Annotated in this window: 8 protein-coding genes, 5 tRNA genes and 1 pseudogene; 13 read left to right on the top strand and 1 reads right to left on the bottom strand. The window is 27.7% G+C overall.

The window, feature by feature from the left end:
• Positions 1–4: 4 nt before the first annotated feature.
• From CARM_RS07620 to CARM_RS07560, 13 genes are all read left to right on the top strand, one after another.
• On the top strand, positions 5–691 hold the full coding sequence (locus CARM_RS07620; RefSeq protein WP_139426411.1) for an NYN domain-containing protein: 687 nt from the start codon (positions 5–7) through the stop codon (positions 689–691).
• A 2-nt stretch (positions 692–693) separates the two neighbouring features.
• The gene (rmuC, locus tag CARM_RS07615; RefSeq protein ID WP_139426409.1) at positions 694–2034 is read left to right on the top strand and encodes a DNA recombination protein RmuC; all 1341 of its coding nucleotides are present in this window, start codon (positions 694–696) and stop codon (positions 2032–2034) included.
• Positions 2018–3364: an NAD(P)H-hydrate dehydratase gene (locus CARM_RS07610; RefSeq protein ID WP_139426510.1), complete on the top strand. Its 1347-nt coding sequence runs from the start codon at positions 2018–2020 to the stop codon at positions 3362–3364. Before rmuC ends, CARM_RS07610 begins: the two co-directional genes overlap by 17 nt.
• The gene (gene purN / locus CARM_RS07605; protein ID WP_139426407.1) at positions 3355–3927 is read left to right on the top strand and encodes a phosphoribosylglycinamide formyltransferase; all 573 of its coding nucleotides are present in this window, start codon (positions 3355–3357) and stop codon (positions 3925–3927) included. Before CARM_RS07610 ends, purN begins: the two co-directional genes overlap by 10 nt.
• Before the next feature lie 44 nt (positions 3928–3971).
• Positions 3972–4694: a TerC family protein gene (locus CARM_RS07600; protein ID WP_139426405.1), complete on the top strand. Its 723-nt coding sequence runs from the start codon at positions 3972–3974 to the stop codon at positions 4692–4694.
• An 88-nt stretch (positions 4695–4782) separates the two neighbouring features.
• Positions 4783–4860 (top strand) — tRNA-Pro (locus tag CARM_RS07595).
• 12 nt (positions 4861–4872) lie between these two features.
• A tRNA-His gene (locus tag CARM_RS07590) sits at positions 4873–4949 on the top strand.
• Between the two features lie 3 nt (positions 4950–4952).
• Positions 4953–5029, top strand: a tRNA-Arg gene (locus tag CARM_RS07585).
• Between the two features lie 20 nt (positions 5030–5049).
• Positions 5050–5126 (top strand) — tRNA-Arg (locus CARM_RS07580).
• Between the two features lie 5 nt (positions 5127–5131).
• Positions 5132–5216: transfer RNA gene (locus CARM_RS07575), tRNA-Leu, on the top strand.
• 337 nt (positions 5217–5553) lie between these two features.
• Complete coding sequence (locus tag CARM_RS07570; protein WP_139427341.1) at positions 5554–8166, top strand: hypothetical protein; 2613 nt, start codon at positions 5554–5556, stop codon at positions 8164–8166.
• 32 nt (positions 8167–8198) lie between these two features.
• Positions 8199–11564 (top strand): two-partner secretion domain-containing protein, encoded by a 3366-nt coding sequence (locus tag CARM_RS07565; RefSeq protein ID WP_176301018.1) that lies wholly within the window; start codon positions 8199–8201, stop codon positions 11562–11564.
• Positions 11565–11694: 130 nt separating this feature from the next.
• Positions 11695–13638, top strand: coding sequence for a ShlB/FhaC/HecB family hemolysin secretion/activation protein (locus CARM_RS07560; RefSeq protein WP_139427343.1), 1944 nt, complete (start codon positions 11695–11697; stop codon positions 13636–13638).
• 43 nt (positions 13639–13681) lie between these two features.
• Here the strand turns inward: CARM_RS07560 and CARM_RS07555 are convergent.
• A pseudogene (locus tag CARM_RS07555) lies at positions 13682–14011 on the bottom strand (CinA family protein); the annotation flags it as partial.
• Between the last annotated feature and the right edge of the window lie 935 nt (positions 14012–14946).

Here is a 14946-nt window from a genome sequence, read left to right as displayed (position 1 = left end):
AAAAATGGAAAATAAAAGTATAGCGATTTTTATAGATGCTGAAAATATCCCATCAAAATACGCAAAATCTATTTTTGATATTACTTCTGATTATGGAGAGATAGTTATAAAAAGAATTTATGGAGATTGGACTCAAAAAAATATACAAAATTGGAAAGAACAAATCGCACAATATTCTATTATTGCAATGCAACAATTTAATTTTATAGCTAATAAAAACTCAAGCGATATGTATTTAATTACTGAAATTATGAGTGTTTTTTATGAAAAAGATATTGATATTTTTGTGATTGTTTCAAGTGATAGTGATTATACTAGTTTGATTCAAAGGCTTAAAGAGGGTAAAAAACAAGTCATAGGTATGGGTTTAAAACAAGCTGTAAAATCTTATGTAAATTCTTTTAGTGAGTTTTTTTATTTAGATCAAGAAGATTCCAAGGAAAAAGTATTAAGTACTAAAGAATATATAAAAGATTTAATCAATATCACAGAAGCTTTAATAGAAGAAAAAGGGCGAGCAGAATATGCTCAGATTCGTATTAATATGAGCAGGAAACATGCAAATTTTATCCCTCAAAATTTTGGTTTTAAAAATTTTAGAGCCTTAGTAAAAGAATTCTTGCCAAAAATGAAGCAGTTTAAAGAGGCAAATGAAAAAAATATTTATTTTCTTGAAAAAGCAAAAGGTTGAAAATGGAAAATTTTTTAATAGCTTTTTTGATTGTTGTGATTTTTGCTTTTATATGGTTTATATTTAAAAGCCAAAAAGAAAAGGTAAAATTTGAATTTTTAACCCAGACTAATGCTTCTTTACAAAATCAACTTTCATCTTTAGAGTTAGAAAATACTTCACTTTTAGATAAAAATAATAAGCTTTTAGAAGAAAAAATAGCATATTTATCAAAAAATGAAGCCTTAGAAGCTACTTTGGCTCAATATGAAAAAAATCAACAAGAACTTTTAAATATACACTTAAAAGAGCGTGCAAATTTAAAAGAAGAATACACACAAACTTTGGTTAAATTAGAAGAAAAATACAAACAAAATTTAGCACAATTAAAACAAGAATTAGAACAAAATTTTCAAAAACAAAATATTAATATTTTAAATCAAAATAAACTTATGCTGAATGAAGACACAAAAAAAATTCTAGAAGAAATTTTCATACCTGTTAAAAAAAGCGTAAAAGAATATAATGAAAGATTAAATTCTAATGAAATTAGCCTTAAGACTCATATTGATAATATGTTTAAATTTAGTCAAAATATGACAGAAAATGCAGATAAACTAGCAAAAATTTTAAAGGGTGATAAAAAAATTCGTGGTAATTTTGCGGAATTACAACTAAAATCTGTTTTAGAAAATAGCGGTTTAGTAGAAGGTATTCAGTATAAATTGCAAGAGAGATTTCAAGAAGATGGAAAAACTTATATTCCTGATGCAGTGGTATTTTTAGACAAGCAAAAAAGTATAGTTATAGATGCGAAATTTTCCCTACCAAGTGATTTTACTTTTGATGATATTAGTAAGAATACTTGTCTTGATCTAGCTTATAATCTAAAATCAAGAATAGATGAACTAGCTAAAAAGCCTTATATGCAGTATGATAAACATACTTACGAATTTGTTTTACTTTTCATACCTTATCAAAATATCTTAGATTTGATTTTAAATGTAGATCTTGAAATTTATCAATATGCTTATAAAAAAAAGGTTTATTTAACTACGCCAAATACACTTTTTATGGCTTTAAACACTATAAATATTTCATGGAAAAATATTCAAAGTAATGAAAATATATTAAAAGCTTTTGATGAGCTTGGTAAATTTCATGATAAATTTGCAGGGGTTTTGGAAGATTTTGAGAGAATTAAAAAAAATCTAAATGGTTTGAATTCAAATATAGATGATATGCAAAAAAAACTAACACATGGAAGTGGAAATATCGTTACAAGAGTGATTAAGCTAAAAGAACTTGGTGCTAAAACTCAAAAGCTTATAAAATGTGAGATGAATGATGAAAGTAATATTTAAAGATAATTCTTGCTATGAAAAACAATTAATCGAAAAAGGCTTAGATGAGTTTTTGATGATGGAAAATGCAGGTATAGAACTTGCAAATTTCATAAAGAAAAAAAGTAAAAAATTTAAAAATGCTAAGATTTTATTTTTACTTGGTGGTGGTGGAAATGGCGCTGATGGTTTGGTAGCTATTAGACACCTTAAAAAAGCATATGCTTATGTTATGCCATATAAAAAAAATACAATGTTTATCAAGCAAGAACAAATTCTAAAAAATACTGGTTTTAAATTTTTAAAAAAAGAACCTAAATTTAAAGATTTTGATATTATTGTTGATTGCGTTTTTGGTAGTGGTTTAAATAAAATTTTAGATGAAAATTTACAAAGAATTTTTAAAAAAATTGCCAAAAGCAAAGCTTTGAAAATAGCTTGTGATATACCTAGTGGGGTTGGGCAAAAAGTATGTTTTAAAGCCGATTATACCATTTGTATGGGTGTTTTAAAAGAAATTTTATTAGAGGATTTTGCAAAAGAATTTGTAGGGAAAATAAAATACGCAAATTTAGGATTAAAACTAAAAACTAAAAATTCACAATCTTTTTTATTAGAAAAAAAAGACTTAAAACTCATCACAAAAAAGACTAATTCAAACAAAGGCGATTTTGGCCATGTTTATATATTTGCTAGTAAAAGTGCAGGAACTCTAGCAGGATTAGGAGCTTTAAAGTTTGGAGCAGGGCTAGTATCTTTAGTGGCAAAGGAAAGTTTTTCACCTTTGATTATGTTAAAAGATGATATTGAAGCTAAAGTAAGTGCAGTTGTTATAGGTATGGGGCTTGAAGATTTAAGCATATTAAAAGATGAAAGGTTAAAAAATACTCCTTTAGTGCTTGATGCAAATTGCTTTCAAAGTGCTAATTTACTTTCATACCTTGATAGAGAAGATGTCGTTTTAACTCCTCATCCAAAAGAATTTTCTATGCTTTTAAAGCTTTGTTTTAATGAGGATATAAGTGTAGAAGAAATTCAAAATAAACGCTTTTTTTATGCAAGAAAGTTTAGTTCTAAATTTCAATGTGTTTTGGTATTAAAAGGGGCTAATCCAATCATCACGCAAAATGAAAAACTTTTTGTAGTAAATTGTGGCAATGAAGCTTTAGCAAAAGGTGGAAGTGGTGATGTATTAAGCGGTATGATAGTAGCATTACTTGGAGCAAGATTTAATGCCTTAGAAGCTGCGAAAAATGCAGTATTAGCCCATGCTTTGGTGGCTAAAAATTATGAGAAAAACAAAAATAGCTTTGATGCTTTAAAATTAATAAAGGGGTTAAAATGCTTATAAAATTAGCAGTTTTATTTAGCGGGAATGGAAGTAATTTAGAAAATATTTTAGAAAAATTACATAAAAAAACCTTTGGAAAAAATACTTTCGAAGTAGTTTTGTGCTTGTGTAATAAACAAGAAGCTTATGGCATACAAAGAGCTTTAAAATATGGTCTTGATACTAAAATCATAGAACACGAAAAATTTACTTCAAGAGAAGAATTTGACGCAGAATTAGTAAAAAATATAAAAGAAAATCAAGTAGATTTGACTATTTTAGCAGGATTTATGAGAATTTTAAGCCCTATTTTTACACAAAATATAAAAGCTATCAATTTACATCCTTCTTTATTGCCTTTATTTAAAGGTGCTCATGCTATCAAAGAAAGTTATGAAAGTGATATGAAAGTGGCTGGAGTGAGTGTGCATTGGGTAAATGAAGAATTAGATGGGGGTAAAATCATAGCTCAAAAAGCCTTTGAAAAAGAAAAGTTAAGTTTTGAAGAATTTGAAACTAAGATTCATAAAATAGAGCATGAAATTTTACCAGCAACTATTGTTAAAATTTTTGAGAATGATTAATTTTTCACTATTATAATTACACTTTTTATTTTTAAGGGAGTTCAATGTTTGAATGGATTTTTAGTGTAGATGCTTGGATAGTATTATTTACTCTTACAGCTTTAGAGATAGTTTTAGGAATCGATAATATCATCTTTTTGGCTATTTTAGTTTCTAAATTACCACCTGAACATAGAGATAAAGGTAGAATTTTAGGCCTTGCTTTTGCAATGATTACTAGGATTTTATTATTACTTTCGCTCTTTTGGGTTATGAAGCTTGTTACGCCTTTATTTAGTATTTTAGGTAATGAAATTTCTGGAAGAGATTTGGTGCTTTTGTTGGGAGGATTATTTTTAATCATTAAATCCATTAAAGAAATTAAAGAAAGTATAAATCACAAAGAAGAAAACCAAAATAATATAAAAATAAGCAATAAACTTTGGATAGTGGTAGCTGAAATAGCTATTATAGATATAGTATTTTCACTAGATAGTGTTATAACAGCTGTTGGGATAGCTCAAGATATAGAAATTATGATTATTGCAGTGATTATTGCAGTGTTAGTAATGTTATTTGCTTCTAAACCGATTTCTGATTTTGTGGAAAAATACCCAAGTATTAAAATTCTAGCTTTAGCATTTTTAGTGATGATAGGTGTTGTTTTGGTATGTGAGAGCTTTGATATACATATAGATAAAGCATATATTTATGTGGCAATGGCTTTTTCTTTAGTTGTAGAAATTTTAAATATTATTTCACAAAAAAAACAAAATTCTAGTTCTTAAAGCATTTGGTATATTTTATACCAAATGTTATTTTTTTTCTTGACTTTTGATTTATTTTTATGTAGAATAACGCTTTATTTTTATATATCGGGGTGTAGCGCAGTCTGGTTAGCGCACTTGGTTTGGGACCAAGGGGCCGAAGGTTCGAATCCTTTCACCCCGACCATTTATATAAATGGTGAGTGTAGCTCAGTCGGTTAGAGCATCAGATTGTGGTCCTGAGGGTCGTGGGTTCGATTCCCATCACTCACCCCATCAGCGCTCGTAGCTCAACTGGATAGAGCGACAGACTTCGGATCTGTAGGTTATGGGTTCGATTCCTATCGGGCGCACCATAAGCCTGATTATTCTTTATGCGCTCATAGCTCAGCTGGATAGAGCAACGGCCTTCTAAGCCGTAGGTCAGAGGTTCGAATCCTCTTGAGCGTACCACTTTCGCGGATGTGGTGAAATTGGCAGACACGCCAGACTTAGGATCTGGTGCAGCAATGCGTGAAGGTTCAAGTCCTTTCATCCGCACCACTTCAATTTATACCTAAAAATTTAAAATTACTTTGCAAGGTAGATTTTATATCATAAATAAGCTCTAATAAATTTTTATTAAACTTTTCTATACAAATATTTTCAACCAACCATCTTAAAATCTCATACCATAAAACCTCATTCTATTTTTACAATATTTTTTGATTATTATAATATTTTATTATTGTTTATATTTAAGCTTAAATTTATAAACATAATATTAACATTCTAAGTATATTTATAAATTATTAGTAGTTACATTACTAATTTACTTAAAAAAGCAATAAAAGCAATAAAAAACAAAAAAAACATTAACAAATTTATAAAAGGATTTTTTATGTGTAAAACTAACTTACACCCTATGGGGGGGGGGAATGGTAATTTTTGTTTTAACCTACATTCTTTAAGTAATAACTCTTTTAAGTCTTTTAAAAACTCTAAAATTTTAAAACTTTCTTTACTAACCATTCTTTCACTAAGCTCTTTGCAAGCAGCCACACAAGCAAATTATGATAATGCTTTAAAAGCTTATGTAATTAAAAAGCATAGTTTTAATGATGAAAGTGTATATGATAGTATTAATAATACTTATAAATACTTAAATGGTATAAACTTTTATGGTCAAATGGCTACTAATAAAAATCTTTCTAATATCACTTTAATTTATGATAATCCCAAATCTAAAGCTATGAATTATAGTGATATGAAATTAAAACAAGAAATCCTTACTCCAAGTATTAAAGAAGATATCTTTGTAGTAAATGGCTTTCATGGGGCATATTCAATAAATGAAACCATTAATCAAGTAAGCTATATACCTTTTTTAGCTTCTGCTTATGTATTTAATGCTAAAGCAAACAATAACACCTTAACCTTAAAAGCAGGAGAGCTTTCTTCAGTATATTATTTAAAACCTAGCAATAAAGAAGTAATGAATCCTAAAGCTACAGGTTTAGATAATAAATATAATTTTTTAATCACTCCAGCTATAGCAAGAAAAGGTGAAGCTAGCAATAATACTTTAAATTTTTTAAAAGATGCTTATGTGAATATGGGTGTTGAAAACACCTATACCTTACCTTTAAATGGAGCTCCTTATGTAGTGGGTGCTTTTGGTATAGATGCAAATACTAATAATAATAGTGTTATTTTAAATAAGGGAGTAAAGATAGACTTTCATACTACCCCTTATAGACAAAGCTTAATGGGTAAGAGTGTATTTGATGAAAGAATGACTCATATATTAGGTGCTATTACTTATAATGGGAATGCTAAAAGAAATAAACTTATTATAGATGGAGCTTCTTTAGTAGTTCATGGACCAAGTGGAGCATATTCAACTTCAGCTGCTACACATTTGGGTGGAGCCTTTGTAGATGTTAATAATAATCAAAACTATGAAGTTAGTGAAAACTCTATTTTAATCAATGATTTAAAACTTGATTTAAGAGTAGATACTAAAAATACCCCATTAGCTTATAATGCTATATTAAATGGAGAAATCTATGGTGGTAAAATCATACAAGGTAGTGCTAATAAAAACACTATAGAGATTAAAGACTTACAAACCTTATTAGCTTTAAATACTAATATAGAAGTAAAAGCACTCCTAGACTTTTATGCAGGATTTGCAAATAATGGTTATGCTAATGATAATACTATTAATGTTCATCTTAAAAAGCCTTTTGAGATTAATGCTAATTATACAGGTAAGAATGAATTTAATCTTTATGGAGCTTATGCTAGTAAGGGTGCTAATAGAAATAGTGTGAATATAAAAGGGGATTTAACCCAAGAAAGTGTAGTAGAAAACTATCAAGATCAAATCCAAATTACAGCTGCTAAAGTATCAAGTGGTAAAGCAGATAATAATAAAATTAATCTAAGCTCATCTAATGTATCTATACCTTTATATATTTATGGGGTTAGTAAAACTACTTTAGATGATAAAGATTATTATGCTAAAACAGCAAGTAATAATTCAATCAATCTAAAAGAAGTAAAATCAGGTAAAAACCTAACCACTATTATAGAAGCTGATAATTTAGAAAAAAATACTATCAATTATGATTTAGTGCAATCTTTATCTAATGCTTCTAATATAGATAAAGGCTCTAAAATCATTTTAAGAGCTAATGAAAATGCTAATGAAAATACTTTAAATATTAAAGATTATTCAAGTGCAGCTCATGATAATATATATATTATTAGAGCTTATAACGAAAGTGCTAATAATAATATGTCTTTTATAAACCTTGCTTTAGGAACAGCTTCTGATACAAGAGAAGGAACAGCTGTTATTAGTGCAGGTATTGCTAAAAACACTCATGATAATTATACTCATATAGCTAATTTAAATATAGATGAGTATAAAAACAATGATGCTATTTTTATAGGTGCTTCAGCTATTTATCATCAAGATGATAAAAGCTATGATAATACTTTATATTTAAGTGGTAATACTAATATATTTAATAATACTTATATAGATGTATTAGCAGGAAGCTTTATACATACTCAAGATGATAATAATAAATTTTACTCAAAAGCTCTTACTCATAAAAGTGGCACTAATAATCATCTTTATTTAAATACTAATATAAAAGCTAAATTAGTTAATTACTTTGATCATTATAGCTTTATATTAAAAGATAATACTAAAAATTATCTAAATACTAAAGAAGCTATTCATCTAAGTGAAAAAACTTCTATTAATGTTTATACCAGCAATACTTTAAAAAATAAAAGCTTTATTCTAATGCAAAGTGAAAAAGGCTTTGTAGATGAAAACAATAAACACTTAAATCAAAAAGATTTACAAAGCTTATTAGACATTATCACTAAAAACCATCAAAGCTTACATAAAAACATTAAAACAAAAGTTCAAAAGGCTAAATACACTCTAAGTGTAAGTAAAGATGCAAAAAGCATAGTAGTGAATTTAAATTAAACAACAAAGATAAAAACTAGAAAGGATTAATTATGAAAAAGTTAGCAAATCATATCATACTTTCAGGTGTAACTGTATCAATGCTTTTTTCTCCACTAATGGCTCTACCTAGTGGAGGTAAATTTACTCATGGAACAACAGGAACTATAAACAAACCAAACAACAATACTTTAAATATACATGGTAATGGAACAAACTCTGTCATTCAATGGGGGGGGGGATTTAGTATAGGTAAAGGTGAAAGTGTAAATTTTAATGGAAACAATAAAAACTACCTAAACATTGCTCATGGAACAAGTAAATCTACTATAGATGGATTATTAAATGCAAATGGTAATAATGTATTTTTAATCAATCCTAATGGAGTAATCATTACTAAAAATGGAACTATCAATGCTAATCGCTTTGTAGCTTCTACTTCATCGATGAGTAATGAAGATATGAATAAATTTGCAAAGTTAAGCTTTAATGATGGCTTAACTTTTTCACCAGTATTTAAACCTAACAAATTAGGTAATGTAGTCAATATGGGTAATATTAATGCAAATAATATTACCCTACAAGGTAATAAGGTAGTATTAGGCTCTGAAAACTATAACAACATAAATAAAGTTATAGCTAAAAATATAAAACTAGAAGGTAATGAAGTTTATGTAGATATAGCTAGTATAGATGGTGATACTTTAGAAAATATAAATGTTGATGCAAAAACAAAAGGTAATGCATATTTAAATGCTAGTGGATATTATTATAATCCTAATTCTTTTAGTGTGTTTTCAAAGATTAGTGGAAATAATAACTTTAAAAAAGATGCATATGTAGGTATAGGTTCTGATATAGATTGGTGGCACTTTGCTAAAGGGTGGAATGAAAACAAAAAAGGATTTAGAACTAGTGCTAGTGAATATAGACTTACAAATGATATAGATTTTAAAGCAAGTAGTGGTAAAAACTATGCTAATTATTGTATAGATGGTTTAGGTTGTACTTCTATGATAGTTGGAAATCAATACGATTTACAATATGGCAACCCTGTTGATACAGGTGCTTTCAATAAAATCTTTGATGGACAAGGATATACTTTAAAAAATATCAATATAAAAGGTTCTAATGATGATATGTATTTGGGTATATTTGGAGTTATATCTAATGGAGCACTAAAAAATTTCAATGTAGATTATAAAAACGGCAGTGTTATAGGAGAGAGTAACAAAGGTCATGTATATGCTGGGGGTGTTGTAGGAGTTATGCTAGGTGGAAGTTCTGCATCGCATATAAAACTTTCTAATGTAAATGAAATAAAAGCTACATCAACAGCAAATGGAGGGTATTCTCGTGCAGGTGGTTTTGCTGGTGCTATTATCGATACTTTAGAATGGTCGCGTAATTGCGGTGATGATGCTAGTAATCCTTATTGTTATATACCTGCAAGTGCTTTAGATAATATTTATTTAAAAAATATCAATAAAATAACAGCAAAAGCTACCAATGTCGCTCATTCAGGTGGTTTTACCGGTGAAATATGGACAGGAAATTATAATTATAACAAAGTTGGAAATAGCTTTGATAATATTATTCTTAATGATATAGATGAAATTGAAGCTTTTGCACACAAAAGGTTTGCATATTCTGGTGGGTTTGTAGGTCATGCATATAATGATCTTCAGCTTAAACAAGAGGGTGAAACAGGAGATAACATAAGAAGAGATAGTTATAGCAATATAGTTTTAAATAATATAAAATTAATAAAAGCATTTAATAATGGAGAATACAACGATGAGCATGGGTTTTCTGAAAACGACTTATCTTATGCTGCTGGTTTTGCTGGAAGAATGACAACTAGCGATCTTTCTAATATAGTTTTAAACAATATAGGAAAAATAAATGCCGTAGCAACAAATGATTCTGAAATTAGTTATGCTGCTGGATTTGTATCTACCTCTAGTGATTCAAGGTATTTTAATATAATTATGAATAACATGGGAGGTATAATAGCAGAAGGCTCTACGACATATCATCCAGATCAACTAACAGGAGCTGCTGGTTTTGTTGTGAATACAAATAAAAATAGCTTTAATAATATTTATATGTTTTTTAATAAAGATGCTACAATTAAATCTTCAGTGGCTGAATATTATAAGCTAATTGGAAATTTTACAATCAGCAGTAATAAACCACAACATAAAAATCAGTATAAAAATGTCTTTATGTGGGCACCTAATAATATACTAGCAACATCAGAAGCTACTAAGGTTGTAGAGATGCCATCAGATGTTGATTTTAATTTACAATCATATGCAGATAGTCAAGAGCAAAATTTTTATACACAATTTAAGAACAAGATTCAAGAAAAATTTCAAGATCATGGTTTGCACCAAGATGGAGATAGTTTTACTTTTACTACAGATTTTACTATCGATAAAACACCAGTATATTTACCTGATATTGATAGCATTAAAAGCGAACAAGCACAATTAGACAATGATGATTTAATTAGTGATGATATATATAATGGATTTATTATCAACGATATTGATAAGGTTAAATATAAAATAGACATAAGATTGTTAGCTAAGCTATTAAATGAATATCCAGGAATTGCTAGTAAAACAGAAGATGAGCAAGTTAAATTTATGACTTCTTATTTAGGTGTTAATGAAACAGATGCTAGGGCATTATTGCAAAGTTTAAGCTTTTTAAATGCATATAAAGACCACACAACAACTAATGTTAATTTTAAAGATGATAGTATAAAAACAAAATTTGAAACTTCGTTTAATAATGCTAGAGATAAAGTTAATGATTTTAATACTAAGAAAAACACATGGCATACTAAATTAACTTCTCTTTATAATGATACGGTTAAAAATGGTCTTTTGCTAGAACAATTGCTTAAAAGCAATCAAGATAAATTAGCTCAAGCAATAAAAGCTTATAATGATTTTGTAATGCTAATAGAAAAAGGACTTAAAAATGAAAACGATCCAGCTTTTGTTATCATAAAAGATAATATTACAAAACTAAACAAAGAAGCTAAAGAGCTTTATACTAATTTGTTAGTTTCTAAAGAACAACTTGATAATTTTAAAACTACAAATAATACTCCTAATGTAAGTGTTGTAGGTGATTTTGAGACTATATCATTACTTGTTACACCTGATGTAAATAAACCAATTAGCGGTGGTGGCGATGGGGAAGATCCAAACAAACCTGAACTTCCTGAAACTGATATGAATTTTGAACAAACAGCCTCACTTAATCTAATAGGTGATGAAGCTTTAGAAGAAGAAGATGAAAAGCAAGAAGTAGAAGAAGCTTCTATGAAACAAAGATCAAGAACTTGCATAGTAAGTGATAATTTTAAAACTATGAATCCTTGTGTGGTAGGGGGAATGTAGTCTAATAAACATATAAAACAAACACTAGGATTTATCCTAGTGTTTATAATAAATATAAGCATAATTGTGTTTATCAACTAATAATAAAAACAATAATTTTAATTTAAAGAATATAAAATTAAGGAAAACCATGAAAAAACTTTTACTTAGCACCATAGCAATTAGCTCTTTAATCTATGCTAATGAAGGAAGTATTAGCATAGCTAAAAATGATATAGAAAAAGTTATAGAATTATCCCCTGATAGAAACCTCCCTCAAAATAAAGCCATCAAAGAAAATCTAAAAACCAAACAAGACTATATAAAAGGGCAAGAAGCTAAAAAAGACTTTGAAGAAAAAAAAGAAGAATTAAAAGAAAAGCTAAAACAAGAAGATGAAGCTAATGAAGAAACTAATAACCAAAGCACTAATACTACTAATAAAAACTCAACTAACCAAAGCACTAAAACAAACAATAATAAAACTAACACCAACTCTAGTATAAAAGATAAAACAAATAATAATTCTAACTCAACTAATAATAGCTTTAATACCAATCATAATTCTAACAACAACCCAACTAGCCAAACTAATACCAATACTACTACTAATAAAATAGCTATAACCAAATATAAGTTTGTTCTTACTAATAAAGATACTAGCTTTGAAAAGCTAGGTATTAAAGAAGAAGATTTACAAAACTTAGTAAGTGAATTTAGTGCTAGAAAATTTAGCCTACAAGATTTACAAGATATATCTAATATCATTGCTTATTATTTCCAAGTAAATGGTTATCCTGCAGCAACAGCTTATGTTCCTCAACAAGAATTTGATGAAGAAAGTATTCAAATAAATATTTCTTTAGGAGTATTAGGCAAATATATTATTAAAAATAAAACTACTATCAAAGATCATTTTTTAGAAAGTAAGCTAAATCAAAGAATCAAAGGCAAAATCATTTCTACTAAATTAATAGAAGATAGTGTATATAAAGTCAATGAAATGTATGGAGTTCAAACCCTAGCAGGCTTACAAGCAGGAGAGAATGTAGGAGAAACTGATATAGTTATAGAAGTAGAACCTGATAGCAAGGCTAATGTATTATTATATGCTGATAATTATGGTATTAAGAGTGCAGGAGAATATAGAGCTGGTATTAGTATGGGATTTAATTCTATACTTAATATGGGAGATTATTATAATTTTTACTTACAAACTAGTGATGAAAGACAAATCAATTATGGAGCAAGTTATACTTTCTTTATAGGAAATTTAAAAGTTACTCCAAGCATATCTCAAGGTTCATATTCTTTAGGTGGAGAATATGAAGGTTTAGGTTTTAGTGGTACTTCTAGGAATTTTGGTATAGACTTTTCTTATCCTGTATGGATAAATACAAATTCATCTTTATATTTTACTTCTAGTATTTATCATAAAATACTTAGTGATGTAACCTTAGATCTTTTAACCTTTGATAAAAGCTCTAATGTAGGAAGTGTAGGTTTAGAAGGTTTATTTAGAGGATTTGAAAACAATACCTTAAGCTATAGTGCTAAGATAAGTGTAGGTAAGGTTAATGATGATGGAACTACTATATTTGGAGATACTTCTAAAAGTGATTCTAAAGGCTTTGGTTGGTTTAGAAAACTTAATGCTAGTGTGAATAATTATTATAGTTTTAATGAATACATTACCCATACGATTAATATAAACTATCAAAAGGTATTAGGAAATTTTGAACTTGATTCTTCTGAGAGTTCATCTTTAGGTGGAGCTTATGGAGTAAGAGCTTATGATAATGGAGATGGTGATGGAGATAATACTATCATAGCTAACTTTGGTGTAAGAATAAATATACCAAATACGAATTTTTACTTTACTCCTTTTTATGATGTAGGTTATGCTTGGTATGAAAAAGATTCAGGTAATAGAAGAGATGATGAACATTTCTTAGATGCGCTAGGTTTGCAAATACTTTATAATAAAGCTAATGAGTATTATATAAAACTTGATGGAGCAAGAGCATTACATAAATACAAACACGATGATGAACATAGAATGAAATTATATTTAAGTGGTGGGGTGTATTTTTAACCCTTTGTTTTAATCATCACTTAAAATATATTTTTTAGATAAATTAAATACCAAGGAAAATCTCAGGTTTTAACTTAAGCATTAAGCTATAAGCAGCTAAACTAGCTTGCTCTCTTGTGTAGTTTCTATTACCTTGTATATGAATACATTCTTGTAAAAAGGTTCCATCTTTATACATAGCTCCTATATAGATGGTGCCTGCTTTTGTGTTTTTATCATCATCTTCTCCTGCTACACCACTAATTGCTAAAGCAAAATCACAATTTGTGGTTTTAAATGTTCCTTTTAGCATAAAATAAATACAACGATCAGAATATTCGCTTACACTTTCTAAGGTATCATTACTCACTCCAAGCCAAGAGTTTTTTAAGCGAAATGTTATCTTACTCTATCTTACTCTATCTTACTCTATCTTACTCTATCTTACTCTATCTTACTCTATCTTACTCTATCTTACTCTATCTTACTCTATCTTACTCTATCTTACTCTATCTTACTCTATCTTACTTCCGACCCCCTCCCTTTTTTTAAACTTATCATAATATCTATTTTTATTAATTATATTTTTATATCTATCATTTAACCATATTCTTTTTCTTAATTATCACTTATTATCCCTTTTTTGCCATTTCTTTTTCTTTCCTACTCTTATAATTTATCAATCTATCATATTGATTACATTTTCTTTTTTATTTTTCCCACTCACACTAACAACAAAAATTAATACTAAAAAGTAAAACAAATATCATAACTTTGTTTTTATCATTATTATTAATCATTACTTTAACTTAGTTCATTTATTATCGATAAAGCTAATTTTAGAAAATTAGCTCATTTATATTCTTTGTTTATATATTAATTTAGTATTCTTACTTTGAATTAAAATCACCTTCTAATTTAGTAAAAAATCTATTAGGACAAGAATTAAAAGACAAATATAAAACTATTGTTAATGGAGATGGTATAGTGGAATTAAATTTATACTATAGAGTACAACTTAGTGATGATAATAAACATATTAATGTTGAATTATTAGATTATTGATTAATATTAATATATGTATATATTATAAGGATTAATAAAACTTATCAATCCTTATCAATCCTTATCAATCCTTATTTTGCTTTATCAATTATCAACCATAACTTTTACGCTACAATACTTACAATGAAATATATACTATTTTATTTATATTTATTTATATCTTAGTGAGAATACAAGAAATAAATCCAAAAATTTTCCTAATTTTATTAATAAAACTTTAAGCTTATATTGATATAATTTCATTTCCTTTTTTAAAAAAAGGTA

The organism is Campylobacter armoricus (assembly GCF_013372105.1).
Taxonomy (GTDB): Bacteria; Campylobacterota; Campylobacteria; order Campylobacterales; family Campylobacteraceae; genus Campylobacter_D; species Campylobacter_D armoricus.
The sequence above is the reverse complement of the archived record's forward strand: the minus strand, read 5'-3'. Positions and strand labels throughout refer to the sequence as shown.